This is a genomic window from Myxococcus sp. CA033 (assembly GCF_013336625.1).
Taxonomy (GTDB): Bacteria; Myxococcota; Myxococcia; order Myxococcales; family Myxococcaceae; genus Myxococcus; species Myxococcus llanfairpwllgwyngyllgogerychwyrndrobwllllantysiliogogogochensis.
The window spans coordinates 117,248-143,900 of sequence record NZ_JABUMU010000031.1 but is presented as its reverse complement, the minus strand read 5'-3'; the positions used below and the strand labels follow the sequence as shown (position 1 = coordinate 143,900).

Genomic DNA, 26,653 nt, shown 5'->3' with positions numbered 1-26,653 from the left:
GCCGCTCATGCCGAGACGGAGCAATCCGCCGCGCCCCCCACTCCGCTCACGGAAGCGGATGCCGAGCGTCACACGCGAGCTGGCGTCACTGCGCTGGGTATCGGCTCGCCGGAATCTCGGAGCACGATGGGCGCCTCGATGCCTCCCGCGTCACGGCCCACGCGCTTCGCTCCGCGCCGTGCCGACGACTCCCACGACGCATGGCCCGCCGAGGAGCCCAAGGGGCTCACGCGCCTCTATCCGCACGGCGTGAATCGAGACCTGCTGCTCCGGGTGCTGCGCGAGCTGCCGGTGGAGGTCCGGTTGGTGAGTCGGCTGGAGTCCGCGGACTTGGTGGTGACGCTGCGCTCACGCGCGAACGATCCGAGGATGCGACGGGTGGTGGCGAAGACGGGCGCGCGGGTGGAAGCGGTGAAGCGCGCCAGTTCGACGGAGTTGCGTCGGGCGCTGAAGGGTTTCTTCAACGTGCTGGAGGGCGTGGACGAGGAAGAAGTCCGAGACGCCATCGCGGAGGCCGAGCACGCGGTGAAGCGGGCCTTGGGTGAAGGCATCTCGGTGGCCTTGTCGCCGCGCCAGTCCCGGGTGCGCAAGCTCCAGCATCGCCTGGTGAGCCGCTATCCGCTGGAAGCGGTGAGCCACGGCAGCGAGCCCTCGCGGCACCTGGTCATCTACCCGCTGGGAGCGGAAGTCGAAGCCGCGCTCGCGAAGGAAGACCACGAGGGGAGCCCGTGACACACGGGCTCCCCAAGAACATCTCGTGTGGCTACTTCGCCGCGTCCACGTAGGCGCGGTACGCCTCGAAGCCGTAGTCGCGGCCGAGGAAGTCCTTCACCAGCTCCGCGGCGGGCTTGGAGCCACCGGGCTCCAGCACGGTGCGGCGGTACTTCATCGCCGTCTCACGGTCCAGGTACCCGTTCTTCTGGAACTCCGTCTCCAGGTCCTTCGCGATGACCGAGGACCACAGGTACGTGTAGTACGCCGCCGAGTACCCATCCAGATGCCCGAAGGCGAGCTCGAAGTGCGTGCCCGGACGGTGCTCGTGCTTGAACGGGCTGAGCTTCGTCTGCTGCTCCACCAGCGCCGTCGTCGTGTCGAAGCCCGGCTTGCGCGAGTAGTAATCCAGGCTCACCGCCGACAGGAACAGCTGCCGCCGCGCCCACAGGCCCTTGCCGAACTCCTTCGACGCGTTCAGCTTCTCCACCATCTCCGCGGGAATCGCAGCCCCCGTCTGGTGGTGCTTCGCGAACTCCTTCAGCACCTGCGGATTGCCCGCCCACTGCTGGAGCAGCATCGACGGCGTCTCCACGAAGTCCCACTCCGTGCGGATGCCGGTGATGCCACTCCACTGCTGCTTGCCGGAGAACACCGCGTGCAGCAGGTGGCCGAACTCGTGGAAGAACGTCTCCACTTCGTCGTGCGTCATCAGCTCGCCTGGCCGCGCGAAGTTGCACACCAGGGTGCCTTCCGGCAGCCGCTTGCCGGCCTGACCCGACGCCAGGTCGAACTGCGCCGCGTGCTTGTACTTGTCGTCGCGCGGATGCATGTCCAGGTAGATGCGGCCCAGGAGCGTGCTCCCCTCGAGCACGTCATAGGCCTCCACCTCCGGGTGCCACACCTTCGCGTCGTCGGCGCGGCGGTACGTAATCCCCCAGATGCGCGAGGTGATGTCCATCACCCCCGCCTTCACCCGGCCATACTCCAGATAGGGCCGCACCTCTTGCGAGTCGAACCCGAAGCGCTCCGCGCGCAGCCGGTCCTCGTAGTAGTCCTGGTCCCACGGCTCGAGCGTCTTGGCGCCCGGGACGTCCTTCTTCTTGCGGGCCAGCAGGTCCGCGAACTCCTGCTTCGCGCGCGCCTGGGTGGCCGCCGCCAGCCGGTCGATGAAGTCCGACGCCGCCTGCTGCGTGCGCGTCATCTTCGTCTCGGTGGTGTACGCGGCCCAGCTCGGATAGCCCAGCAGCGTGGCCAGCTCGTAGCGCTTGGCGATGAGCTGCGACAGGACCTCCTGGTTGCCGGGGAACGCGCGCTGACGGTAGGTGCGCCACAGCTTCTCGCGCGCCTTGCCGTCCTTCGCGTACGTCATGAAGGGGAAGTAGTCCGGGTAGTTGGTGGTGATGACCACCTTGCCGTCCTTCCCCACCGGGTGCGTCTTCACGTAGTCCTCGGGCAGCCCGTTGAGCTCCTTCGGCGTGAGGGACACCTGGCGCACGCCCTCGGCGATGTTCTTGCCGAACTGCTGGCCCAGCTTGAGCAACTCCTCGTTCAGCGACTTCACCCTGGCGCGCGTGGCTTCGTCGCGGTCCACGCCGGCGCGACGGAAGTCCAGCAGCGTGCGCTCCATCCAGTACTTCGTCGGCCCGTCCGCCTGCGACAGGTCCACGGCGGACAGGGCGTCATAGACGCCGCGGTCCTGCGAGATATCCACGTTGGTGGTGTCCACGCGCTGCTCGCACTCGCGGGCGGAGTCTCGGAAGGCCGGCAGCGGGTGGACCTCGCGGGCGAGGCTGGAGCGGTTGGCCGCGGAGACGAGCGAACCCGTCGCCTCGTCATACGCCGCGAGCACCGCCTTGCCGTCCTTGCGCGCGTCCAGCTTCTTCAGCGCCGTGATCTGGCCCTGGGCCCGCTCGATGTCGGCGGTGCACGCGGCGCTGAACGCCTCCGCGGTGCCGGAGAGCACGTCGGCCGTGCGAGGCGGAGGAAGCGGCTGTGGGGCGGGCGCGGCCTCCTGAACGGGCGCGGCGGGCGCGGCGGCCTGCTCGGGAGGGGTGGTCGGCTCGGTGGCCGCGGTGCCATGCGTACAGCCGACCGCCGCCAGGGCCGCCGACAGGGTGAGCGCAGTGAGTCTCTTCAAGGGCAGATTCCTCCAGGTTCCAACGCAAACGCCGGAGCGTCATGCCACATCCCGGCCTGCTTCGCTCGCCCGTCCCCCGGCGTGCCTGACATTCTCCGGGTGGGCTCGCCAGCGCGGGTAGGAGGCATACGGTGGTGGTGACGGTGACGGGGTTGGAGAGTGGACACATGAGCGGGAGCGCGCGGTGAAGGACGACGACTGCACGGAGCTGCTGCGGTGGGCCGCGCCCCGGCTGCGATTGCGGCTGGAGGGGTTCCACCGGGTGCGCGGGCAGGTCTGCAAGCGCCTGGGCCGAAGGCTCCATGCGCTGGGGCTCCCGCACCTCGCCGCGTATCGCGAACGGCTGGAGTCGGACCCGGAGGAGTGGGCCGTGCTGGACGCGCTCTGTCGCGTCACCATCTCCCGCTTCTACCGCGACGCGCGCGTCTTCGATGCGCTGCGGGACGAGCTGCTCCCCGCGCTCCTCCAGTCGTCCCCCGTGTTGCGAGTCTGGAGCGCGGGCTGTGCCTCCGGCGAGGAGCCCTACACGGTGAGCATCCTCTTCCGGCGGGGCCTCCTGCCGCGCTTTCCGCGGGCGCGGTTGGAGCTGGTCGCCACGGAGGCTGACGGGGCCCTGCTCGCCCGGGCCCGAAAGGGCTGCTATCCGCGAGGCACCTTGCGCGAGCTTCCGGCCGACTGGCGGACCGAAGCCTTTCCTGGCTCCGACACCGAACCATGTCTCACCCCCGAGTACCGTGACGGTCTCATTTTCCTCCATGAAGACTTGCGAGCCCGCATGCAGGAGGGGCCGTTCCAGCTCGTGTTGTGTCGCAACGTCGCCTTCACGTACTTCGCGCCGTCGCTCCAGCGCGAGGTGCTCGCGGGGCTCGTGGCTCGGCTCGCGCCAGGAGGATTGCTCGTCATCGGCACCCGGGAGTCCCTTCCGGAAGGGGGTGTGGACCTGGAGCGCGTCGCGGGTGCGCTGCCAGTCTTCCGTGTGCCTGTCTCACGCTGAAGTCTGGGCCGGGTCCCTCTGCACCCGTGAGACATCCAGGTGTTTCACGCGGGGATGGATGAGCCGTGACGCACCCGGCCTTGAGTGAGCGAGGAGCGCCCGGTACCACCGCTTGTCTTTCGGGGCCAAGTCCCCTGGCCGGAGGGAATGCAACGGTATGCGCAAGGCGCTCTGTGCGGTCGCGACGTTGATGCTGTGGGCCTGTGGTGGTTCTGGCGGCGGTGAGACGGTTCAGTCTCGGCAGGAGGGGCTGACGCTGTCCTCGGAGACGGGCGACACGCGTGGCACCTTCGCTCGGGACGGAGGCGAGGTTTCCTTCTCCGCGCGAGAGGTGGAGCCCGGTGTCTACCGGCTGGAGGTGCGGCTGAGAGGAATGACGCTCGCGGGTCTGCTGGACCCGGCCAGTGGTGTGTCGACGATGGATGGCTTCGCGGACGAGGGCGCGGCGGACACGCAGTTGACGGACGCGGACCGCGAGCTGTTGTCGGCGTTCTACGACGCGCTGAGCGCCCAGTTGCCCACGGGTGACGCGGCGGCTCCAGAGGCGATGTATCTGCGGCGCGCGGTGGGCCTGTGGGCGCAGCATCCGTCCACCGTGGAGCTCCAGCGCACGGTGATGGGCGAGCAGGGACGCGGCTACACCATGCTGTGCAGCTATGCGCGCTGCAATGGCAAGAACACCGGCAGCTGCGGCGGCGTCTACAACTGGTACTCGTATGCGAAGCACGACTGCAACAAGGGTGGCTTCAGCTACGCGGGCAACCAGCAGATCGCCCAGCTCGGTGACCACACGTCGTGCGGCGGGGATGAGTTCTACCTGAGCGGCAGCTCCTGGCTGTGCGGCGAGCCGGACCACTGGTCCCGCCCGAAGGTGATGGGCAACTGCTTCGGCCGCTGCGGCGGTGGCTGTGGGGGTGACACGCAGTACACGCTGGATGCGACGAACCACGACGGCTGCGTGCGCAACGGCCACGTCCTGGCGAGCGCCTGGTGTGATGACCAGTTCGTGTCCGCCACGGACGACGAGCTGTTCGCCTCCAACTGCTACTGAGACATGCGCATCCGTCGTGGCAGCAGGGGCGTGTGGGTGAGCGGGGCCGTGTGGGCCCTGCTCGCGTGTTCGTCCACGGCCTCGAAGACGGAGGCCGCGGAGGAGACGGTGCGGCGCTTCTTCGAGGCGCTTCCCTCGGAGGACTGCGCGGTGCTGGGGCCGCTGCTCGCCACCGGGGGAAGCATGCGTCCGTGCGAGGAGGCCGTGCGGGAGATGCACGAGCACGGCCTGTCGCTTGTCGGTATCGTCGAGTCCAAGCTGGACGGACGGGATTCGGACGCGGTGCTGGTGCGGGCGCGAATCGCGCGTGACGGCGAGGTGGGCAAGGAGCCGTGGTTGTTGCGCGTGGAGCGTCAGGCCGGCGGCTGGCGCGTGCGTTTCTGAAGAGGGCGAGCGATGAAGACTCGATACCGACTGATGCTGATGGCGGCCGTGGCGCTGGGCGTGGCCGTGTCGCTGGGCCTGCTGTGGCGCTCGTCCCCTTCCGAGCCTCCCGAGGTGATGGAGGAGGCTGCCTCCGCGCCGCCTCCGTCATCGCCCGCGCCGACTCCCACCGTGGCGGCGGCGGCGCCCCGTCCCGAGTCCCCTCCGGAGCCCCAGGCGGCTCCACGTGACGCCACCGTGGTGGCGCTGCGGCCCGGGGATGTGGCGCCGGAGCCGGAGGTGGCGAATCCTCCGCCGCAGACGAATGACGAGCTTCAGCCGGAGTTGCCCCAGACGGCGCAGTGGAAGCTGGAGAAGACGACCCACATCACCGCGCTGCTGGGGCGTGATGTGGAGCGGCTGGAGCACGAGCGGGAGCTGGCGGAGGCGCGGGGAGACTCGGGGCGCGTTCACCAGCTCGAGACCCTGCTCAAGCGTCACCATGGTCGACTGGTGGGACTGCGCGAGGAACTCCGCACGCTGACCGAAGCGGCGGCGGCGGAGGCCGCTCGGGAAGGACGCCCGGCTCCGTGAGGGCCTTGCGCCGCGGTGTCGCTCACTCCGTCGCGTTGAACGCGTCGTGGTAGGTCACCTGCGCGACGGGCCAATGGCCGGTGAAGGAGACCGCCTGGAAGTATTCGGCGGGCACGTCGGGCAGCACCAGGCCCGGTCGAGGCAGGAAGCCGAAGCGCTGGTAGAAGGCCGGGTCGCCGAGCAGCACGCAGCCCGAGGCGCCGAGGGCGCGCAGTTCAGCCAGCGCGGACGTCATGAGCCGGGCGCCGATGCCCTGGCCGTGGCGCTCGGGCAGCACGGAGATGGGCCCCAGGCCGTACCAGCCCTCCTCTCCGGACGAGAGGCGAACGGGTGAGAGGGCGACATGACCGACGATGACACCATCGTCCTCCGCGACCAGGGACACGGACAGCACTCCGGCCCGTCGGAGCGCGTTGACGATGAACTGCTCGGTGTGGCTCGTGTGCGGGGCGTCCAGGAACGCGGCGGTGGTGAGGCGCTCGATGGTGGCGCTGTCGGCGGGAGTCTCGGGTCGAATCGACAAGGGCATCGGGGTTCCTCGGGGCTGGGCTTCGCCGGAAAGGTCACCGTGCACCGACTGATGCTCGATTGCCACATCCACCGAGCCAACGCTGTCGAACGACGACATCGAGGCGTGCCATGACTCCTGGTTTCAGCATGACGCACCTCTCCTCGTGTCGCGGCCGTCCTCCTGCTCGCATGGTGTTGCTGGTGCTGGTGGGATTGGTCGCGTGTGCGCCCGTTTCGGAAGCGCCCGAGGTGCGAGATGTTCCTCCAGGCCAGGTGTCGCGTCGCATCGTCCAGGGCACGGACGCGCCCGACGATGTCGCCACCGTGGCACTGCTCGCTCGCCGGACACGGTGTAGCGGCGAGTCACCGTTGCTGCTCTGCTCGGGAGTGCTCATCGCGCCGGACGTGGTGCTGACGGCGGCGCACTGTCTGGACCTGTTCGGTGCGGAGGGGGCGCACGAGGTGTTCTTCGGGACGGTGTTGTCGCCGACGCCGGAGGTCTCGGGCCGCTTCATCCGCGTCTCTCGAGCGACCATCCATCCGAGCTATGTGCCGAGCACCCACGCCTACGACGCGGCGCTGCTGCGACTGGCTGCTCCAGTCGATGTCGCGCCCGTGCCTCTTCCCGCTGTCGGTGTGTCCATGTCCGTGGGCACGCACGTGCGAGCCGTGGGGTATGGCGACACGAAGGACGCGAATGCGCCGTCGGGCCGTCGGCGCCAGGGCACGCTCCAGGTGACGAGCGTGGAGCCCGCCGCCTTTCGAGCAGGTCCCGCACCGGGCATGAGCTGCGTGGGTGACAGCGGAGGCCCCGTGCTCGCGAGCGACGGAGTCCTCATCGGGCTGACCGTGAGCGGTGACGTGGCCTGTCGTGCCGAAGCCGTCAACGTGCGAGTGGATGCGTTGCTGGAGGACTTCATCCGCCCGTTTCTCGCGAGCGCTCCACCGGCGCCGGAGCCCACGCTTCAGCCCGAGGCGCTGTGCCGTGAAGCCTGCGAGCGAGACGCCGAGTGCCCCTCCGGACTCACCTGTGTCGCGACGGAGGGAGCCCCAGGTCGCTGCCTCCTGCCCGCCCTGCGAGAGGGCTCATTCGGTGCGACCTGCACCGAGGATTCCGCGTGTGGAGCGGGAGGGCTCTGCGCCCGGTTGGAGTCGGAGGGAGACGACGCCTGTCGTTGTTTCACACCCTGCACTCCCCTGCCCCCCGACCCCGAGCCCGAGGCACCGGACGAGGCCTCCGGGGGAGGCTGTTCCAGTGCTCCAGGGCTCGTGATTCTCGGGGTGTTGGCGCTGGCGGGAGTCAAGCGGCGGCGTTGATTTTGGCCCTCGAAAATCGCGCGCCGCGGGCGATGGGCACCTGAGTCCTGGAGCCGTGTCTGGTATTGTCCAGACATGAGCCACAGCGGAGAGGAATTGCGCCACGCGATACGTCGGCGGCCAGGGATGTATGTCGGCGACACGCTGGAATTTGGATTGACCCGGCTCGCAGAGTCCCTCCTCTTCCTGGGGGTCATCGCGGGAAGGGAGGGGCGGGTGCGGGAGATCTCACTGTCCCTGGGCGCGGATGGCTCCTGTGGGATTTCCTTTGATGGCTGGCCATGGCCCCTGCCTCCTGGCACGTCGCCCATCGTGGATGTCGGGCGGTGGCTCACGTTCGTGAACTTCGACATCGATGCGAAGCGGCAGCCTGGAATGCCCAGAGGAGTCATCTTCCCGGTCCCCTACGTGGACCTGGGAGTCGTCAACGCGCTCGCCTCGTCGCTCGAGGTCGTCGTATGCGCGGAAGGGCAGCGCTGGCGTCAGCGTTTCCGCGAGGGGCTTTCCCAGGGGGAGCCACACTCCGACGTGTCCGGCTCGGCGGCGTCCGCTGCCGGCACGGGCCTCCACATCAGGTTCACTCCAGACGCCACCGTCTTCGAGCCGCCCCGTCGATTCCCCTTGAAGTGGTTGAGGGCGAGGCTCGCGTCGTTTTCGGCTTTTCACGCGGGCATCACCTGGCACCTCCGCGACGAAGTGTCAGGGCTGGACGAGCGCTACCTTCGTGAGCGAGGGCTCCCGGACTTCTGCGCCGAACTCTCCGAGCCCTCTCGCCCCATCCATGTACCCTGGAGCTTCGAGGGGCAGGCAGGCACGACGTGGGTGCGGCTCGCGCTTCAGTGGGGCGAAGCCCTTGGCCACGGGGTGGTGTCGTGGGCGAACCTGCGCGAATGCACGCTCGATGGCACGCACCATGACGGGCTCGTGCTCGGCTTGCGCAAGGCCCTGCGCGCCAGGATGAAGGCCCGAGGACCCGAGCAGGAGGCGCTGTCCTTCACGGATGCGGCGTTGTTGCGACACCTCACGGCCGTGTTGGAACTCGTCGTGCCCCACACCGTGTGGCACGGGCCCACGCAAGAGCAGTTGGCGAATCCGGAGGCGAAGGCCGACGTGGCCCAGCTCGTCTCGACCTGGGTCGAACAGTCGCTCGCGAGTCATCCGGACCTGGAGTCACGGGTGCTGGAGCTGTCGGGAGTGCCTCGGGGCTGAGTCGGGGCTCGGTCCACGGCGACGCCCGAGCCCGCACCGAAGCGGTGGGTCGTCCGTGGGATGAGGTGACACGAAGGGGGAGGCTTGAGCGCGCCCGAGTGAACAAGCCGTTTGAGTCTGATTACGAATCAGGTGCCGCACCCGCGGCGTCACCCCCATAAACAAGTGGGGGTGGACGGACTCGAACCGTCATTGATGAGCGTGTAGGACCTTTTCGGACGGGCGCGCTCAGTTCAGAGTGACGGCGAGGCGTCGTTGTTCCTGACGGCCTGAAACATCCCCTCATTTGCCTCCGTCAACGTCGTGACGGGCGAAGTCACCAACCGTCTGTATGGCAGCCGTACCCAGACACGCCGAAAGGACGGGCTGTCCAAGACGAAGCGAATGCAGGTGGCTTTCGCCCACCACCTGCTCGACGTAGCGCGGACCTACTCAGGTGCATCCGCGCCCCCATGGCGGGCGCATGCCCAAGCGCGTCGCTGACGAGGAGTTGCCTCGGGTAAAGGCCCTGGTGGACGAACACCAGGACGCGACGCTCGCGGAACTCGACGTCCTCGTGAGCAAGCACCTGGGTCGCCCCGTGAGTCGGCCCACCCTGGGACGGATGCAGCCACACCAGCATGGCACGCGCGCATGGCTGGGCTCCCATTGGAGAGCGAGTGGTGGGGCATGTCCCCAGGAACAGAGGGAAGGTGCTCACCATGATTGGCGCCCTCACTCTGGACGGAGTGGAAGCCCTCATGACAGTGGAGGGCGGCACGTCGGGGGCGGTGTTCCTCGCCTTCGTCAACGGCTACCTGGTGCCGGTGCTCCGTCCTGGTGACCTCGTGGTGATGGACAACCTGGGCGCGCACCACGCCACGGGCGTCAAGGAAGCGATTCGCGCTGTCGGGGCCGACGCCTTGTACCTCCCTCCCTACAGCCCCGACTTGAACCCCATCGAACTGTGCTGGAGCGAGGTGAAGGACTGCTGCGCAAGCTGGCTGCCCGCACCGTCCGCACTCTCAAGGCGGCTGTCCTCAAGGCCGCCAAAGCCATCACCCAGCGTGCTGTGGAGGGATGGTTCCTTCATTGCGGCTTTGCGGTTCCATGCGACTGAACACCGCTGGGACACGCCTGTTGCCACAGCCCGCGCAAGCCAGTACAAGACACGCCGTTTCGCGCGGCAAGGACTCACAGGCACGAGCCCGCCACGAGAGAAGCACCAAGGTCTTCGTCAATGCGTGTCAGCCCGTAACGCTATGCTTCGAGGACTCTTGAGGGGGAAGGCACCATGGTGTTGGTGGACGTGTGGGAGGAGCACCTCGACGAGGCAGCCTTTCGGTGGACACAGTGGGAGCGAGCGCTGGTGGCCCCGGACTTCACGTTGGAGGAAACGGCGAAGCGCGAGGAGCGCTTGCTGGCCCACCTGGAAGGACTGGAGGAAGAGGCCGCGCTCGACACCGTGGTGCGTCCCGCCTTTGACTCGGAGGAGCAGGCGCTCATCTCCGCCGCCACGTATGCGCTGCTGTCCCTCGGGAAGGTGGACGAGGTGCTGGTGCGACTGCGCGAGGGCAACGCGGAGACACGCACCGCGATGAGCCGCGCCTTGGAAGTCAGTGAGGCGCCCGGACTGGGCCCCGCGCTCATCGCGTTGCTGAAGCTGGGAGACGCTGACCTCCAGGTCCACGCCCTGGGGGTGCTGGCCTTCCGGCGAGAAGCTGCTGTCGAGGTATTGGAGCGCTTCGTTCTTCATGACGAGCCACGTGCGCGGATGGCCGCCCTGCATGGGGCCCGGCCGCTGTCGGAGGAGTCCGCGCGCAGGTGGCTGCCCGCGCTGCTGGACTCCGCGCACCCCGGCAGCCGCGTGGCGGCCATGGAGGCGGGACTGGCCTCTGGCGTGCGCGGGGCCTGGGAGGCGTGCCGCGAGGCGGTGCGGCGCCCGAGCGCACATGCCCCGGAGACCCTGGAGTTGCTTTCCCTGGGCGGCGACGAGGAGGACACGGCGCTGCTGGTGACGCTGCTGAAGACACCCGAGCTTCAGTCGCGGACGCTCTGGGCACTGGGCTTCAGCGGGCGGGTGGTGGCCATGGAGGCCTGCTTGGCACTCACCGAGAACGCCTCGGTGGCACGACTCGCCGGGGAAGCCTTCTCGGCCATGACGGGCCTGCGGCTGGAGGGGCCCTATTGCTTGCCTCCCGGAGAGTGGCCTGAAGGTGCGCCTCCGGCACCCGAAGAATCGGAGGAGCCGGGCGCGGACCTCACACGCCATCCCGAGGATGACCTTCCCTGGCCGGAGGTGACTGCCGTGCGCGCGTGGTGGGAAACGGCACGCGGCCGTTTCGTGAAGGGCCAGCGCTACCTGCTGGGCCAGCCCTTCAGCGGCCCCGTCCTGCTGGAGGCCCTGGAGTCCAGCCCCATGCGGCGGCGGCACGTGCTGGCGAGAGAGCTGGCCATCCGGACTCGCGGGCAGCACGTCATTCCCACGCGGGCCTCCACCCACCGCCAACGCACAGCCATTGCGCAGGCCCGTGGCACATGCGCCCGAATGAAGAGCACGCCCCTGGCTTCCACCCTGCGCTGACGTCCCATGCCCGCCCTCGAAAACCTCACGCCCTTCGCGGCCACTGACTTCCTGTCGCTGACGAAGGAGGCAGAGGAGTGCCTCGTCCTCGTTGTCGCCGGCAGCTTCGTCCTGCCTCCACCCGGGCGCGCCTTGGACGCACCGTTGGCGGTATGCGAGGAGCAACAGCAGCCCGCCACCACGGACACGTATTGGGGCGCGCCGGAGAAGTCGAGCCTGCGCTACGAGTCGCAGTCCGCCTACACGCGGCCCGGCACGGACGTGCTGCTGCACGGACTGGCCTGGGCGCCCCGAGGCCGCAAGGTGACGCGTACGCAGGTGACGGTGCGAGTGGGCGCGCTGGCGAAGCAGGCCACCATTACCGGCACGCGCGTCTGGTACCGCAACCTCATGGGGCTGAGCGCCTCGGACGCGCTGCCCTTCGAGTCACTGCCCCTGCGCTACGAGTACGCCTTCGGAGGCACCACGGCGTCGGGCTACGAGGCACGCAACCCCGTGGGACGGGGCTTCTATGCCACCGCGAAGGAGGCGCTGGACAAGCCCCTGCCGTCCATTGAAGCCCCCGAGGCCCTCGTGCGTGGCTGGGCGGACAGGCCACCGCCCCGCGGCTTCGGCCCGGTTGCGCGCCATTGGCAACCGCGCCTGGGCTGGGCGGGGACGTATGACGCGGCCTGGGTGGAGAAACGTGCCCCCCTCTGGCCCCGGGACTTCGACGAGCGCTTCTTCCACGCTGCCCCCGACGGCCTGCGGGCCGCCACTCACCTGCGGGGCGGTGAGCCGGTGGTACTCGAGGGCGTATCTCCCGACGGCCCGCTGGCCTTCCCCCTTCCCGAGCACCAGCTCGTGGCGCGTTGCATCTTCGCCGGAAGGAGGGAGAAGCGGCGCATGGTGCTGGACACGGTGCGACTGGAGCCGGAGGAGCGCCGACTCGTCCTCACTTGGCGCGCGACGTTTCCAGCGCACCGGCAGCTGGCCACACATGAGGTGAGTGTGGTGCGGCTTTGGCAGTCTGGGGAGGACGCGTCATGAGTGGAGCGCAGGTGGTGGGCTTGGGCCTGTGCACGCCCGTCGGCACCTCGACGCACATGACGCTGGCGTCGCTGCGCGCCCGCCTCGTGCGCTTCACCCGGACGGAGGTGCTGGACGACATGGGCGAGCCTGTGCGGGCCTCGCGGCTGAGTCTCCTCGAGTCCTCCGTCACTCGCACCCAACGCATGGTGGCCCTGGCACGGCAGGCCCTCGCCGGAGTGTGGCCGCTGCTGGAGTCCCTCCCCCCTGGGCGATGGGTGCCGCTGTACCTCGGATTGCCCGAGGTGGGGCTGGGCGCCCCGGTGGAGCAGGAGGCGCTGGTGGAGGCACTGCTGGCCGAGACGGAGGGACGGCTGGAACTCGTACAGGCACACGCGTCCGGGCGGGCTGCCTTCTTCGAAGCCCTGGCCTCCGCCCAGAAGGACTTGCACTCCGGCCGGGCTGGGGCCCTGGCCTTGGTGGGCGCGGTGGACTCGCTGGCGGACGGCGCGTCGCTGGAGGCCCTGGCAAGGGCACGACTGCACCTGGGACGCCGGAATCCAGACGGGCGAATTCCAGGGGAGGCGGCGGGCTTCGTCGCCCTGGCGCGTCCGGGCGCCCCCAAGTCCCTGAAGCTCGAGGCCACGGGTGTCCTGCTGGGCACGGCCCTCGCCGTGGAACCCCGGCCCTTCTCACAGCGCGGCCCCAGCCTGGCCGAGGGGCTGACGGAAGCCCTCCACGCCCTACGGCGAGACTCGGCAACGGGCGCGCGGCGCGTGGACGCGGTCCTGGCCTGCCAGCCCGGAGACTCCTTCTGGGGGACCGAATTCTCCCGCGCCTACCTGCGCAACGCCTCCTTCATGCCCGAGCCCCTGCGCGTACATGTCGCGGGTGAAGGACTCGGGGACGCGGGGGCCGGCGCGGGCCCCGTCATGCTGGGCATGGCACTGCACCGGGCGCGCTGGCGTCAGCCTGTCGCACGCAGGACACTCGTCTACGGCAGTGCCGACTGTGGGCGCATCGGCGCCTGCGTCGTGGAGATGATTCGAAACGCCAAGGAGGAAGCATGAGCAAAGTCTACGCAAATGGCCGCTCAATCATTCACAAGGGGAGCGGTAACACGCACACCTCGGCCGCACCCGACGTCTGCAAGGTACCGACGCCGGGAGGGCCGGTGCCCACCCCCTTCGTCAACTCCGCTCAGGACTCCATGCTCATCAACGGCAGCACGAGCGTCACCATCAACGGCCACCCGGTGGCACTGGTCGACTCCGAGTTGAGCAGCAGCTCGGGCGACGAGCCGGGCACGGCGGGCGGCCTCATCTCCTCCAAGTTCAAGGGGAAGATGGCCTGGGGCAGCGGCAGTGTGGACGTGAGAATCGAGGGGAAAGGCGTCGTGCGCCACCTCGACGTCACGCTCCACAACGGCAACTCATTCAATACCACGTTCATGTCGAATGGGCATAACGGGACGGGCTTCGCATATGCGGACGACTTCAAGGGCGCGTGCATCATCTGTCAGAAGGATGCGGACAGCCATGCGGTGATTGAGCGGCAAGAGACAGAGGAAGGCCAAAGCCTCGCCATCGCCAACAAGATTCTCAAGGACCTCAAGGCGCGGGAGTCCGAGTGGGCCCAGGTCCATCAGGAAATCATGACGAAGGAAGCCCAACTCAAGCGCCTTCTCGAGGGCACGAATCCACCGCCCAGACAGGCGACCCTGGATGAGCGAAGGGCAAAAATCCAGGAACTCGAGGCGAAGCGCAAGGGACTTGAGGACCATCGACGCGCGGACTCCACCGGATACATGTTTGGAATCATGGTGTGCCTCAACGGCGAGAGATTCGCCGCGGTGTCGGGTGGTGAGGTGCCTCCTGGCTTCATGGCCATCGCCGAGACTCACGGTTGCACAGTCATTGGGGAGGCTGCCACGCTGGAGGACTTCTTGGCCATCAATCCAAGGTGCGCGGCGGGAGACGCCGAGGCGATTCACAAGCTGAGAGAGCGGTGGAGAGACACGAAGAAAAACGTCGCGGCCAAAGAACCAGATTACAACAACCAGCCTGGAACTTGCGCAGGCGCCAAACTCATCGGCAAGAGCGGTCACGTCGCGAATTCAATGACCGAGATGTTCTTCGCCTTTCCCAGAGCAAGGAAGTTGGCCTACCCGGTATTCTATCGCGGCCCCTCCGAATACTCCCCACCTAAGGATAGAGCTGTGGGACCTGACGGCAAGGGGGCGGGGACTTGGAAGCCTCCAAGTGTCGCGGCAGTCGTCGCTGCCCTCAAGGAGGGTAGAGATGGCGAGTCCGATGGGGAACGCGTTGATATGCGACGCAAGTCGGAGGAGACCGTGCCTTCCTGCCGGTCGTGTCAAGACACGCTTTTCATGGCCCGGTGTGACCTCGAGGTGCAGACGTGCGGATGACCTGGTCAAATCTTCTCGAGGCCCCCCCTCCCTTGTCGATGCTGGGCTTGCTCGCGTTCATGGAGCGATGGAAGCCCGGTAGCACCCAGGGCTTCGAACCGGCCACGGCAGACCAGATCGCCACCTTAGCCAAGCCACACGGAGGACTCAACGCGCTGCCTCGCGTGTATCGCGACTTCCTGGAGACGATGGGCGCATCGACTGGCAGCCTGCGGTTGACGTATTACGGCACGACTTCAATTTCGGCGCTGCTGGAGGACCGCGAGGACCTGCAACGGGAGCGGCCTGATGCTCGCCGGTATCTCAGGTTCACCATGGGCGAGGATGATGAATATAATACTACCGGGAGGCGCGACACGGACGATTTCTTCGAACTTACCCGCCCAACACCCGACGGACGTGACGCGGCAATCATCCGCATTCACGAAGAGGACCTGGTGCGCGGCAAGGGTGAGGTAGAGCAACCCTTCCCGACCTTCTCCGACTGGCTACGAACGATCATTGTATTCAGGGTCGGCTTTGGAGCTGAACCGAAGGAGCAGACGCGGTATTATGACCTTGAGTCGAAACCCGAGGTTCCGGCAAAGGCATACGACTTCCTCACGCGCCTGGGATTCTCACTCACCGAACTCGGGGCTTCGTCGGCGGTGATTCCTCTTGAGCATTCGGAGTATGGCGCGATTGCCCTTATCGATGCGCCTACAGCATCAATCCCAAGTACGGGACTGAGGTTGCGTGCGCGTGACAAAGCACAGCAGCGGATTCTGGAGGAAGTCATCAGCGACCACGAGGATGAGTTGAGCGGTGGTTGACGAGGGCCGCCCTTCACAGTGTCTGGCGGAAGAACTGTGCTTTCGCCTGCCAGTCGTGTCAGGACACGCTTTTCATGGCCCGGTGTGACCATGAGGTGCGGACGTGCGGATAACCTGGTCAAAGCTTGTCGAGGCTCCCCCTCCCTTGTCGATGCCGGGCTTGCTCCGTCGGCGTGCCCTGTCCCCTGTGCGGACGGTCGCCCCTTGGCCACTGCTGGCGTGGGGGGGCATTACCGTCATGTTCGACGCCATCCCTCTCCAGGCTGCGAGTTCCGCAGGGGTTTCATCCCCTGGCCTGGTTGCGTGAGAGCACGGGGTGGTGCTCCCATTCAGCGCTATGCAACGACACGGCCAGCCGACGCGGGAGTCCGTGGATGCGCGTCTGGTCTGTCCGACGTGCGCGCATGTCGTCCTGGTGGGCCCCGAGGAGCGCTGCGCGGAGTGTGGAGGCTCCTTGACGGAAGTCCTGCGCGCGGCCCGAGGAGTACCGCCGCCCTTGCCGCCGCGTGCGCTCACGCGGGCGCAGCGTCAGGCCGTGTGGCGTCCGGCGAGCAGCTCGCGGCACGCGCTGGGCACCTTCCTGCTCACGGTGGCCGTGTTGATGGTGCCGGTGGCGGTGGCCTACCTGCGGCCCCTGGGTGTGCCGGCCGTCATCCTCGGTGGGCTCGGGATGGTGCTGCGGCGCACGGCCTGGCCCCGGGCGCTCCGGCGCGAGCAGCGTCAGCGATTGCGCGCGCTGCGCTGGGGTCTGCCCGCGGCGGCGGAGCTCACCCGTGTGGAGCGAGACTTCGTCCCGTCCGTGAAGGCGGGCAGCGTGGCGCGGCTCGCGTATGTCTTCACCGTGCACGGTGAGCTGCTGCACGGTGACATGCCGTCCCCACACGCCCTGGATGTCCAGCGTCGCCCCGGCGAACGCATCTGGGTCGTCTATCTTCCCGAGGACCCTCGAGTGAGCGCGCTCTGGCCGCCCGGCCCTTGAGGGCCACGGAGTCCTCGAAGAGCGGGCCCGCGCGCGGCCGTCCGCCGAGAAGGGAACCGAACCTCCGTGAACGGGGTCATCTGAACAGGGCGTTGGCCCACGCATTGCTCAAGGTCGACGGCAACGGGCTCCGCTGTCGGAGCTCCCTGGCAACATCCACTCCTGGCGCCGTCCCACCGTGGTCCCCGGGCCACGGGGTGCGGCTCCGCCACCGCACGCCATGTCCACTCCCATGTCCTTGCTGTCCGTGTCGCGTCGCCATGGCCTGCTGCCCGCGGTGCTGTGCACCGTCCTCGCGGCGTGCCTGCTGGCCATCCGCCTCGACTGGAGCGAGCGCGCCAGCTTCGCCTTCCTCGCGTGGAACCTGTTCCTGGCCTGGGCCCCCTACACCCTCGCGCTGTTCGCTCGGGTGCTCATGGTGCGGGGCCACGGACGCGGCTGGGTGCTGGCGCCGCTCGCCGCCGGCTGGCTCGCGCTGTTCCCCAACGCGCCCTACCTCCTCACCGACTTCATCCACCTGCACCAGCGGCCCGTCGTCCCGCTGTGGTTCGACGCGGCCCTGCTCGCCCTGTTCGCCGCCACCGGGTGGATGCTGGGCCTCTTGTCCCTGGAGATATGGAAGCAGTGGCTGGAGGAGCGCTGGGGCCGGTTTGGCGCCTGGGCCTTCGTCGGCGTCACCTCGCTCCTGTGCGGCTATGGCATCTACCTGGGCCGGGTGGAGCGGTGGAACAGCTGGCACGTGCTCACGGACCCCGGAAGCCTCTTCGCGTCCATCGGCGCCCACCTGCGCGAGCCCCTGGCCTTCCCATACCTGACGGGCCTCACCGTCACCTTCTCCCTGCTGCTGCCCTTGTCCTACGTCGCCTTCGAGGCCTTCGTCACCCGCCTGCGCCGCCAGCGCGCCGTGAGCTGAAGTCCGCCCCTGAAACGACGACACCGCCCGCGCCCGGTGCTTCCGGACGGGGCGGTGTGGCCGTGGAAAGAGGCCCTGGTTGGGGTGTCAGCCGCCGTGCAGGCGCGCGCGATTGCGCGGCCCGCCCCGATGCTTGATGGCCATCTCGCTGGGCGCCTTCTTGCGCCCGTTCAGCGACGTGCGCCGCCGCTGCTGGCTCTTGGGCTCATGTGACTCCGCCGCGGGGCCGAGCGTCACTCGCGACAGGTTCTTCGTGCGGCGCAGCGCGGCCGCCTCATCTCGAGGGAGTGTCTTCCGCCCGTGGCTGGCCTGGACGTTGGGCTGCGCTTCGTCCGCCGAGGCCACCCGTCGCTTGTTCTTCATTCCCGCCATTTTGGTCCGAACCGCCATGATGCCCTCCTTCCCTGGTGAGGTAAGGACGGAGCCACGGCGTTTCCAACCCCCTCCAGGGACGGAAGCAGGGGCTGTGCTCCGTGCTTGGAAGCCGCCCAGCCGCTCCGTCGTCCCCCCGAGGGAGAGGGCCCGGCCACGGGGTCGACCCGGAGCCTGGAACCCGCTGCCCTCGGCGGAAGACTTCAAACCGCCTGCTTCACGTCGACGAGCGCTTGCCACGCCGGGGCGGGCGGGTGCTGGTCGTCGTCTCGGGCGGAAACAGCCAGCCCTCCTCGCCGTGCGAGACGCTGGTCGTCTGCGTGGACTCGCTGGCCTCGGTCTCCAGGTGCAGCCCCCGGCAGCCCCGGCACCAGGACTGGGGACGGCGCTCACCGCGCATGATGCGGTAGCCGAAGTCCTGCTCCGTGGGGCCCACGTGGTCGCAGCGCGGGCACTGCTTGAGCGACGTGACGCCAATCTCCTTGGCCTTCTCGCGGCCATGCGCCACCACCAGCGCCAGCGCCGCGGCGAAGCCCACCCGTTTCTCCGTGGCGACATGGAAGCTGCGGGCGCGCCTGCGCCCTCCACGGCCGAGCACGGGCTTGAGGTCCATCCCTCCGAGCAGGTTCCGCTGCTCGAGCACGCGCGTTGAAGAGCTGTTCTGGTTCGAGTGGCTCACCCCCCAACTCTTAGCTGGGGGGTCTGACACGGCCTTTCAGAGGGGAAATGCCTGCCCGCCCCTCGTTCAGGGGTACTGAACGAAAATCCAGTGATTCCGCGCACCTGGGTTGTCTGCCTGAGCAGGCAGGCAGGCCCGGGCGCGCCTGGCTACTCGGCGTCCGCCATGCCGCCGCCGCTGTCGGTGGCGGGGAAGACGGGGGTGCCGCCGGGGAGGCTCGGGTCGTGCGGCAGGCTGCCGCGCGGGCTGCGCAGGTACACGAAGGGCGTGGCGAACAGGAAGTTGGACACGCGTGACGTGTAGATGTCCGCGTAGCGCTCCACCTGGCGGGCCAGGTGGCTCTTGTCGTTGCCCGCGCGGGTGAGCAGGCCCCAGATGGGATTGGACAGCTCGGTGGCGGCCCGGGCCATGGGGCCCAGCTCCGCGTCCAGGGCCTCCAGGGACTCACGCAGCTCGCCCAGCCGGCTCACCAGCTCCGTCTCCGGGGGGGCCTCCGTCCGGGGCCCGTAGTCCGCTCGGCGCCGCTGGAGCTCCAGCCTCAGTTGGCAGCTCTCCCACTCCAGCTTCTCCTTGAGCACCATGCGCTCGGCGAGCCGGACCTCGGTGGCGCGGAAGCCGGCGATGGCGCGCACCTCGTCCTCCAGCTCGCGGAGGATGAGCGCCGTGCGCCAGCGCAGCGCGCTCTTGGACACGTGCACGTCGCCGAACATGTGGTCGCCGACGTAGAGAATCTCGTCGCCGCTCATGCCCAGGTGGCGCTCCAATTCCAGGGCGCTGCCGCCGAAGTACGGCGTGCCCGCCTTGAAGGGGCCGGCGGAGTGCGGACGAAGCAGCGCCTCGCCCTGGGTCTCCACGACTTCGAAGAGCGCGGAGCGGGTGGTGAAGAACTCCGGCTTGCGCGCGGACACAATCACCACGTCGAACAACTGCCGCCACGTCATGCCCGCGGGCAGGTGCTTGTCGAAGGCGAAGTGCATCATGGGCTCGGTGTAGGCCCACTCGCTGTTGGTGATGAGCAGGAGCTTCTTGCCCGCGTTCTTCTGGTCCAGGAGCGCCAGCGGCGTCTCCGGGTCATCCAGCACGTAGCGCTCCGGGTCGGCGATGATTTCCGCCTTGAGCTGACCCTGCATGTGCGTGGCGTCCAGGTTCTTCCGCACGTGCTCGTAGAGGTCCGCGTAGCCCATGGGCCCCGGTAGCTGCCCCGCGTCCAGCCGGTCCACCAACTGCGAATAGAGACACGCCTCCGACAGCGAGAAGAGCGTGTTGAGGAACACCCACCGGCGCTCGTGCAGGTCGATGACGGTGTGGGAGTACTCGTCGCGCTGGGAGATGAAGTCCATGGAGCGCGTGCCGTGCAGGGCCTTCTTCACGAAGCCAAAGCGATTGGCCTTGAGCAGGTTGCCCTTCTCCGTGTCGATGATGAGGCCCCGGATGGCGAGCGCCGGGTCGAACTGGAGGTCACCCACGGGCCAGCCCTGCGCCACGAGCCTGTCTCGGATGTGCTCGTACGCGCGGCGTTCCCACGCTTCTACGCGGTAGTGGATGAGCGTGTAGTCCATGTCGTAGCCCACGGCCTTGATGGCGCGCAGGTTGAGGGTGCGGTTGCAGAACAGGCCCCGCTCGGGCGGGGGACCGGAAGGTTGCGGGCGCATAGGAGTCCTGGCTTGCCCCGTCCCGCGCCAAAAGTCGATGCCTGTCTTCGGCCTCGTCGCCTGCCGCGCACAAGCTCCGCGCCCCTGCCGTCCCGTCCATGGCCAGGCCCTCTTTCGGGGGCCGGGCCCATGCCCCGACGGGGTGAGGGCTTCAGTACACCAGCCGCAGATGGGGGAGCAGGGGACGACTCCCCTGTCGCTCGGCGCCGAGCGACCTGTCCAGGTCCAGGTGGATGACGGCCCGGCCATTGCGCTCCAGCGCGGCGCCTTCCAGCTTCAGGCGCAACGGGGCACTCCGGGCATCGACGAAGCCCGCGGAGCCGTCGGAGCCCTCGAAGGCGCCGAAGTCATCCAGCGTCACGGTGGCCTCCAGCGCGCCACGGGCCTGCTCGGGCATGAGCCAGAAGTACGCCACCAGGTGCGCATGGGTGGCTTTGGCCACGTCCATCCGCTGTGAGGACGTCAGCAGCTCCGTGCGCAGCGGCACTCCTCCCAGGGTCACCTGCACGGCGTTCGCGGTCAGGTAGGTGGTGGAGAAGCGATTCGAGGTTCCCTGGAGGCGCAGCTCGTAGCGCCGAGGTTCCGGGGCGCTGTCTCCACACGCGGAAAGGCCAACACCCCACAGCAACATGACGAGCGGGAGGATTCTGGAAACGGTCTTCTTCATGGAGAGCTCCTGGGCTGGAGCTGCTCCAGCGCATGGGATGGCGTCGCGCGGCTCCGAAGGGAGAAGGGCAGCGCGACATCGAGTCCCCGGCCATTGGCTGCGCCGAGGTGTCGTTCGAGACGTGACAGGGTCTGGGTGCGGCCGAGCGTGGTGGAGGCGTCGAGCAGCAGGCGCTGAAGCTCTGGCGTGCCACCGAACAGCCGTTGGTTGCAGACCCCGGTGAGCGTCTGTCTGGCCAGGGCGTGCCGGGTGGCCTGCTCCTCGGAGCGGTGCTCACCGCCCAGGGTGAAGGCGGGTGACGACCAGAGCAGCCGCAGCGCGTCCTCTTTCGTCACGACGGCCGGAAGGAGTCCCAGCTTCACGGGGCCCGGGGCCAGACAGCGCTCCAGCGCGGCCTCGTGAGTCATGAAATAGCCCGCGGGGCGGACGGCGGGCGTCGCGCCCTCCGTGGGAGGGAACGCGCAGGACGCCATGTCTCCAGCGGCCAGCGACGTGGTGCTGCCCAGGAGCGTCGCGCCGCCGTTGACCAGGTCCACCTCGAACAAGGCGTCGAGCGTCGGGTCCGACGTGTAGCAGTAGAGCAGGTACGTCCCATCCTGCTGGAAGGCACAGGAGCAGGGCTGAATCCCCACGTTGCCCAGGACGGGACCAAAAACGGTGAGGACGCCGGTATAGGGGTCGAACACGCTCATCCGGGCCAGGAAGCTCTGGTAGCCGTAGATTTTGTTGTCCAGCGGGTTGGTGGCCCAGGCGGTGGGCGTCGTGGTGGGGAGGGTCCCCTGGCCCAGGATTTCGAGGGTGCTGGTATTCAGGCGCAGCCAGTGGCTCCCCAGGAATGAGCCAATGACATAGCTGCCATCCTCCATGATGGTGCCGACAATCCATTCCTGGCCAGCCAGCTCCGGCAGGCCTCCCAGGTCCTCGATGTTTCCCGCCCGGTCGACGCGGACCACATGGGGAATGGGGTCGCCGGACAGGTTGCGATTGCTGATGGCATACAGATAGCCGTCGATGTGGCTGAGCCCCATGGCGTCGTAGCCGAACTCGGTGGTGCTGGAGACCGGGGTCGTCGCGAGGGTGACCGGGTCCAGGGTCATCAAATCCGTGTTCGTCCCCGCGCTGGAGGACACGTAGATGGTGTCATCACAGACGAAGGTGTCGGCCGGCACGCACTGGACGCGCGCGGCGCACGTCGCCATGCCCTGGTCCCAGCCAACCTGGAGGGTGTCCGTGAACTCCACCGATTCCGACGGAGGCACCTGTCCGATGCGCGCGCAGTCCTCCAGGCTCTCCACGGTGACGGTGAACTCGTACGTCAGGGAGTCATTGACGGGAATCGTCACCGGGGGCGGAGGCGTGAAGGACCAACCCAGGGGCTCCAGCAAAGGGTCCGTCGCCTGTTGGAGGGTGGACGGGAGCGTGGGATGGATGTTCCTCACCACCTGTCTGAAGGTGAGCGTGGCGGGGTACTCGCGGATGACGAGGTCAGACTGCTCGTTGACGCTGACCTCACAGTCGAGGTCATGCGCGGTCGCGAGTGATGGAACCAGAAGTGATAACAGCAACCACTGTTTTTTCATTCGCATGGAGCGCGGCCCGTTCAATCCACATGCCCAGTGTGGAACCGGACCCGACGCTTGTCCGGGAGGATGACGAGGTGTGGGTGCCCCCGCTGGGAAGACGAGCCAGCCAGGCAGGGCTCATCCCTGTGTGCAGGTGATGCGCGGATGGAGGACAGCTGTCAGGGAAACATTTCCCCACGGTGTCGACCGTTCATTCTCAGTCTAGGGTGGCGGGGACCCATGTCCCCTCCGTGAAGCACCGCGTGTTTCCGGTCCTCGACGGAACGATGGAAACCCATGGGGGGATGCGCAGGTTGCGGCGTGAGGCCGCTCGTGACGCACATGGCCTCTTGGGGGGAATGCCATGGACGGAGCTTCGCTGCGGGGAACGCCGGGCCGCGGGTATCGATGGGAGCCTTTGGCCCGCTCCTGGCTGGCGGTGACGTTGTGTGCCCTCTTTGTCTCGGTGGGCTGCAAGTCCACGCAGCACGTCGCCCCGGAGCCTTCGACCCTTGCGCGGGGCGGCTCGGGGCTCTCCGGACAAGGGGACCCGTTGCCTTCGTGGAACGAGGGGCCCACGAAGGCGGCGCTGCTCGACTTCGTGGAGCGTGTCACCCGTGAGGGCGGGCCCGACTTCGTTCCCGCCGAGGCGCGCATCGCGACCTTCGACAATGACGGCACGCTGTGGACCGAGCAGCCCCTCGCCGTGGAGCTGGCCTTCGTCATCGACCGCGTGAAGGCGCTCGCGCCCCAGCATCCCGAGTGGAGGCACCAACAGCCCTTCCAGGGCGTGCTCGAAGGCGACCTCAAGGCGGTGGCCGCGAGCGGTGAGCGCGGGCTGATGGAGCTGCTGGCGGCGACGCACTCGGGTGTCACCACGGAGGCGTTCGACGCCACCGTGAAGGATTGGATTACCACGGCGAAACACCCGAGGTTCAACCGGCCCTACACGGACCTCGTCTATCAGCCGATGCTGGAGTTGCTCGCGCTGCTGCGGGCCCATGGCTTCAAGACCTTCATCGTGTCGGGCGGCGACGTGGGCTTCATGCGCGCCTGGGCCGAGCGCGTGTATGGGATTCCCCCCGAGCAGGTCATCGGCAGTCGGGCGAAGCTTCGCTACGAGGTCCGGGATGGCGCGCCGGCGCTGCTGTTGTTGCCGGAGCTCGACTTGATGAACGACAAGGCCGGCAAGCCGGTGGGCATCCAGCAGGTCGTCGGTCGGCGTCCGCTCGCGGCCTTCGGCAACTCGGATGGGGACTTCGAGATGCTCGAGTGGACGACGTCGGGCAAGGGGCCGCGCTTCGGGCTCTTCGTCCACCACACCGACGCGGAGCGGGAGTGGGCGTATGACCGGAACGCTCACATCGGGAAACTCTCGCGGGGACTGGACGAGGCGCCTCGGCGCGGCTGGTACCTGGTGGACATGAAGAAGGACTGGAAGGTCATCTATCCCTTCGAGCAGTAGCGGCAGGGCCGCCGGGCAGGCGTGCGGGCCGGATTTCCGCAAGGGCTGCGGACGTCCTCGAGGGGCGCGCAAGCCTTGCGGGTGGGGGACGACGGGAGGCTCTGGAGTGACGTGGCATGCTTTCTGAAGTGCCCGACCTCCACTCTTCCGCTGGGAAGGACGGTCGCGGTGGACGCGACGGATGCGCCCGGCGTGGGGTGGCGGGAGTGAAGCATGGACAGTCTGGCTCGTGAGGCGCGGGACGCCCTGGTGCAACGTGGCGAACGCCTGAGGTCTCGGGCCCGACCCCCGCCGAGTGTTCCGGAACCTGGCACGCTGCTCTCCGAAGCGGAGCGACAGGAGTTGCTCGACATCGACGCGGCGCTCCAGCGAATCGCCGGGGGCCAGTTCGGCCGCTGCGAGCGGTGTGGGGGTGCCATGGGGAGACATCGCCTGCGCGCGATTCCCGAGGCGCGCTACTGCATGACGTGCGCGGCGTTGGGGCGCTGAATGCGGGAGGCCGTGCGCAGTTTCGCGCGGTGACGGGTTGATGCGGCACCAGGGCCGGCGCTCCACGCGCGAGACGTGGAGTGAGTCGCATCGCGAGGAATGTTCCCATGAAGAAGACGGGTGGTTTCAGGGCGGCCTGGCTGCTGTTCGCCGCCGTGGTGTCACAGGCCTGTGGTGGAGCGGAGCCAGTCGAACCTGGAGTCGTTGAGCCTCCCGCGCGAGAGGTAGGGGTGCTGGAGCGAGGGGCGGAGTCGGACGACATCCTCGAGCGGCTGCGAGCGATGCCCGACGTGGTGGTGGCGAGCGAGAAGGTCTCGCCCTTTCCGAATACGCGCTTCTTCACCCTCTGGTTCGCCCAGCCCGTGGACCACCGGGCTCAGGACGGCGAGTGGTTCTGGCTGCGCGCCACGTTGCTGCACCGCTCGTTCGATGCGCCCACGGTGGTGCATGGCACGGGCTACGCCATTCGCACGACTCCCGGTCAGTCCGAGCCGACGATGTTGCTGGATGCGAACCAGTTGTCGGTGGAGCAGCGCTTCTTCAGTCCCTCGCGGCCCGAGTCGGCTGACTGGACGAAGCTCGACATCGAGCAGACCGCGGGCGACTACCACCGCATCATCCAGGCCTTCAAGCCGATGTACCCCAGGCGCTGGCTGACGACGGGCGCGAGCAAGGGCGGCATGTCCGCCGTGTACCACCGCTACTTCTACCCGGACGACGTGGACGCCACCGTGGCGTACGTGGCCCCAAGCCTCCATGGACTGAAGGACAAGCGCTTCGTGCGCTTCCTCGACCAGGTGGGCAGTGAGGCCTGCCGGGCGCGACTGCGGGACTTCCAGCAGGACGCGTTGCGCCGCCGTGAGGAGCTGCTGCGGGTGCTGGAGTCGTATGGAATGGAGTTCAATCTGCTGGGCATGGACCGCGCGCTGGAGTTCGCCATCGTCGAGTCGTCGTTCTACTTCTGGATGTACGAGCGTGAGTCTCGCTGCGACACCGTCCCGCTGCCCGGGGCTCCGGCGAAAGAGCTGATCGACTTCGTCGGCAACGTCACCCACATGGACGTCAGCTATGCGGACTCGGGCGTGCTCTACTACGCGCCCTACTACTACCAGAGCGCGACGGAGCTGGGCTGGAACCGCTTCCCCACGAAGCACCTGCGCGGCCTGTTGAGTTATCCGCGCCAGGACGTGCCCGCCACGTACCTGTCATTCCCCGTGCAGGTGCCCTTCTCCCAGGGACTCATGCGCGACGTGGAGCGCTGGGTTCGTCAGCAGGGTGAGCGGATGTTGTTCATCTATGGGGAGACCGACCCTTGGTCCGCCGGGGCGTTCGAGGTGCGCGAGCGCAATGACTCGTTCCGATTCACCGCGCCGAACACCAACCATGAAGACGCGTTCATTGGCTACCTGTCCGCGCCCGAGCGCGCCCAGGCCCTGTCCAGGCTCTACGCGTGGATGGATGCGAAGCCGCTTCCGGAGGAAGTCTCCGCCCTGACGTCGACGAGGCTGGAGGAGGTGGCTCCGCTGGTGGATGGACGGCCGCCGCTGTAGTCGGGGGCTCGCGGGACGTGTCCTGAACGTCCCCCACAGGGCCCCAGTGGTGGGGCCCTGTTCGTTGCTCTTCACGGCCTCCGTGGCCCTGGTCGGTGGAATCGTCGGCCACGAGGCCTCCTTCCAGCCGCGTCTCATCGCCGAGAGGAAGGTTTGTCGTGGCGATGCGAAGCGAGAGTCATCTCGCGCAGCCGGGTGCCCACCCGGACGATGGAGTCAATCACCGGCACCAGCTCCAGGCCGAGCGAGGACAGGGCGTACTCCACGGAGGGCGGCGAGGTGGGGAGGACCTCGCGTGTCACCGCGCCCTTCGCCGTCAGCTCCCGCAGCCGCGTGGTGAGCACCTTGGGTGAGATGCCGGGGATGTCGTGGAGCAGCTCCCCGAAGCGCCGGGGGCCACCGGAGAGCTGCCAGACGACGCTGGTGGTCCACGCTCCGCCCAGCAACGACATGCAGGCATGAATGGGACAGCCCGGGGGCGGGGGTGGGGCCTTGCTCTTCCTCAGCTTCAGGGACATGGGCGGTTACCGCGAGGTGAGTGGAGTTACCAGGAGGTGAGTGGAAAGTGCGCTTACCTTAGTCGCGTTGCTATCCAAAGGTAACCAGGCCCGTTAGGGATGTGCCG

At 68.0% G+C, this 26,653-nt stretch carries 25 protein-coding genes and 1 pseudogene; 18 read left to right on the top strand and 8 right to left on the bottom strand.

The features are described from left to right. On the top strand, positions 1-732 hold a 732-nt coding region (locus tag HUA78_RS41600), incomplete at its 5' end, for a R3H domain-containing nucleic acid-binding protein (RefSeq protein WP_305798552.1). A 31-nt stretch (positions 733-763) separates the two neighbouring features. Here HUA78_RS41600 and HUA78_RS41595 read toward each other — a convergent pair. Next, positions 764-2,851, bottom strand: coding sequence for a M3 family metallopeptidase (locus HUA78_RS41595; protein ID WP_217442799.1), 2,088 nt, complete (start codon positions 2,849-2,851; stop codon positions 764-766). Between the two features lie 184 nt (positions 2,852-3,035). On the opposite strand from HUA78_RS41595, the gene HUA78_RS41590 reads away from it, so the two are divergent. From HUA78_RS41590 to HUA78_RS41575, 4 genes are all read left to right on the top strand, one after another. After that, entirely contained in the window at positions 3,036-3,845 is an 810-nt protein-coding gene (locus HUA78_RS41590) for a CheR family methyltransferase (protein WP_174478734.1), read from the top strand. Between the two features lie 157 nt (positions 3,846-4,002). Then, the gene (locus HUA78_RS41585; protein ID WP_174478733.1) at positions 4,003-4,896 is read left to right on the top strand and encodes a hypothetical protein; all 894 of its coding nucleotides are present in this window, start codon (positions 4,003-4,005) and stop codon (positions 4,894-4,896) included. Positions 4,897-4,899: 3 nt separating this feature from the next. Beyond that, positions 4,900-5,280: a hypothetical protein gene (locus tag HUA78_RS41580; RefSeq protein ID WP_141646162.1), complete on the top strand. Its 381-nt coding sequence runs from the start codon at positions 4,900-4,902 to the stop codon at positions 5,278-5,280. Between the two features lie 12 nt (positions 5,281-5,292). Continuing rightward, positions 5,293-5,853: a hypothetical protein gene (locus HUA78_RS41575; RefSeq protein ID WP_174453794.1), complete on the top strand. Its 561-nt coding sequence runs from the start codon at positions 5,293-5,295 to the stop codon at positions 5,851-5,853. Between the two features lie 22 nt (positions 5,854-5,875). On the opposite strand, the gene HUA78_RS41570 is transcribed toward HUA78_RS41575, so the two are convergent. Continuing rightward, complete coding sequence (locus tag HUA78_RS41570; protein WP_174453795.1) at positions 5,876-6,382, bottom strand: GNAT family N-acetyltransferase; 507 nt, start codon at positions 6,380-6,382, stop codon at positions 5,876-5,878. A 110-nt stretch (positions 6,383-6,492) separates the two neighbouring features. Here HUA78_RS41570 and HUA78_RS41565 point away from each other — a divergent pair, with 110 nt between their 5' ends. From HUA78_RS41565 to HUA78_RS41525, 10 genes and pseudogenes are all read left to right on the top strand, one after another. After that, positions 6,493-7,680 carry a trypsin-like serine protease gene (locus tag HUA78_RS41565; RefSeq protein ID WP_254624193.1) on the top strand — a complete coding sequence of 396 codons (1,188 nt, stop codon included), beginning with the start codon at positions 6,493-6,495 and terminating at the stop codon, positions 7,678-7,680. A 216-nt stretch (positions 7,681-7,896) separates the two neighbouring features. Further along, positions 7,897-8,889 carry a DNA gyrase subunit B gene (locus HUA78_RS41560; RefSeq protein ID WP_371745789.1) on the top strand — a complete coding sequence of 331 codons (993 nt, stop codon included), beginning with the start codon at positions 7,897-7,899 and terminating at the stop codon, positions 8,887-8,889. A 620-nt stretch (positions 8,890-9,509) separates the two neighbouring features. Beyond that, positions 9,510-9,854, top strand: a pseudogene (locus HUA78_RS47910) (transposase); the annotation flags it as partial. Between the two features lie 308 nt (positions 9,855-10,162). Continuing rightward, a complete protein-coding gene (locus HUA78_RS41555; protein WP_174478731.1) occupies positions 10,163-11,452 on the top strand; it encodes a TIGR02270 family protein in 1,290 nt (429 codons plus the stop codon). 6 nt (positions 11,453-11,458) lie between these two features. Beyond that, the gene (locus HUA78_RS41550) at positions 11,459-12,481 is read left to right on the top strand and encodes a DUF2169 domain-containing protein (RefSeq protein ID WP_174478730.1); all 1,023 of its coding nucleotides are present in this window, start codon (positions 11,459-11,461) and stop codon (positions 12,479-12,481) included. Further along, positions 12,478-13,530 carry a 3-oxoacyl-ACP synthase gene (locus tag HUA78_RS41545; RefSeq protein WP_174478729.1) on the top strand — a complete coding sequence of 351 codons (1,053 nt, stop codon included), beginning with the start codon at positions 12,478-12,480 and terminating at the stop codon, positions 13,528-13,530. The genes HUA78_RS41550 and HUA78_RS41545 overlap by 4 nt, the downstream gene beginning before the upstream one ends. Beyond that, positions 13,527-14,888, top strand: a complete 1,362-nt coding sequence (locus tag HUA78_RS41540; protein ID WP_174478728.1) for a DUF4150 domain-containing protein — start codon at positions 13,527-13,529, stop codon at positions 14,886-14,888. Before HUA78_RS41545 ends, HUA78_RS41540 begins: the two co-directional genes overlap by 4 nt. 38 nt (positions 14,889-14,926) lie before the next feature. Next, the gene (locus HUA78_RS41535) at positions 14,927-15,700 is read left to right on the top strand and encodes a hypothetical protein (protein ID WP_254624192.1); all 774 of its coding nucleotides are present in this window, start codon (positions 14,927-14,929) and stop codon (positions 15,698-15,700) included. 337 nt (positions 15,701-16,037) lie between these two features. Beyond that, positions 16,038-16,679 carry a hypothetical protein gene (locus tag HUA78_RS41530; RefSeq protein ID WP_174478726.1) on the top strand — a complete coding sequence of 214 codons (642 nt, stop codon included), beginning with the start codon at positions 16,038-16,040 and terminating at the stop codon, positions 16,677-16,679. 232 nt (positions 16,680-16,911) lie between these two features. Next, positions 16,912-17,592 carry a DUF1361 domain-containing protein gene (locus HUA78_RS41525; protein ID WP_246137539.1) on the top strand — a complete coding sequence of 227 codons (681 nt, stop codon included), beginning with the start codon at positions 16,912-16,914 and terminating at the stop codon, positions 17,590-17,592. 87 nt (positions 17,593-17,679) lie between these two features. Here HUA78_RS41525 and HUA78_RS41520 read toward each other — a convergent pair whose 3' ends face one another. The 5 genes from HUA78_RS41520 to HUA78_RS41500 all read right to left on the bottom strand — a co-directional run bounded on the left by HUA78_RS41520 (position 17,680) and on the right by HUA78_RS41500 (position 22,548). Further along, entirely contained in the window at positions 17,680-17,982 is a 303-nt protein-coding gene (locus HUA78_RS41520) for a hypothetical protein (protein ID WP_141646167.1), read from the bottom strand. Positions 17,983-18,181: 199 nt separating this feature from the next. Further along, the gene (locus tag HUA78_RS41515; protein ID WP_371745788.1) at positions 18,182-18,643 is read right to left on the bottom strand and encodes a hypothetical protein; all 462 of its coding nucleotides are present in this window, start codon (positions 18,641-18,643) and stop codon (positions 18,182-18,184) included. 149 nt (positions 18,644-18,792) lie between these two features. After that, positions 18,793-20,295, bottom strand: a complete 1,503-nt coding sequence (locus HUA78_RS41510; protein ID WP_174478725.1) for an HAD-IG family 5'-nucleotidase — start codon at positions 20,293-20,295, stop codon at positions 18,793-18,795. 151 nt (positions 20,296-20,446) lie between these two features. After that, complete coding sequence (locus HUA78_RS41505) at positions 20,447-20,962, bottom strand: hypothetical protein (protein ID WP_141646170.1); 516 nt, start codon at positions 20,960-20,962, stop codon at positions 20,447-20,449. Then, on the bottom strand, positions 20,959-22,548 hold the full coding sequence (locus tag HUA78_RS41500) for a hypothetical protein (RefSeq protein ID WP_217442798.1): 1,590 nt from the start codon (positions 22,546-22,548) through the stop codon (positions 20,959-20,961). The genes HUA78_RS41505 and HUA78_RS41500 overlap by 4 nt, the downstream gene beginning before the upstream one ends. A 340-nt stretch (positions 22,549-22,888) precedes the next feature. On the opposite strand from HUA78_RS41500, the gene HUA78_RS41495 reads away from it, so the two are divergent. The 3 genes from HUA78_RS41495 to HUA78_RS41485 all read left to right on the top strand — a co-directional run bounded on the left by HUA78_RS41495 (position 22,889) and on the right by HUA78_RS41485 (position 26,028). Further along, positions 22,889-23,989: an HAD family phosphatase gene (locus tag HUA78_RS41495; protein WP_174460631.1), complete on the top strand. Its 1,101-nt coding sequence runs from the start codon at positions 22,889-22,891 to the stop codon at positions 23,987-23,989. Positions 23,990-24,202: 213 nt separating this feature from the next. Beyond that, a complete protein-coding gene (locus tag HUA78_RS41490; RefSeq protein ID WP_174460632.1) occupies positions 24,203-24,478 on the top strand; it encodes a TraR/DksA C4-type zinc finger protein in 276 nt (91 codons plus the stop codon). 107 nt (positions 24,479-24,585) lie between these two features. Then, positions 24,586-26,028 carry a S28 family serine protease gene (locus HUA78_RS41485; RefSeq protein WP_174460633.1) on the top strand — a complete coding sequence of 481 codons (1,443 nt, stop codon included), beginning with the start codon at positions 24,586-24,588 and terminating at the stop codon, positions 26,026-26,028. A gap of 134 nt (positions 26,029-26,162) precedes the next feature. Here HUA78_RS41485 and HUA78_RS41480 read toward each other — a convergent pair whose 3' ends face one another. Beyond that, complete coding sequence (locus HUA78_RS41480; RefSeq protein WP_141646175.1) at positions 26,163-26,546, bottom strand: helix-turn-helix domain-containing protein; 384 nt, start codon at positions 26,544-26,546, stop codon at positions 26,163-26,165. Positions 26,547-26,653: the final 107 nt, after the last annotated feature.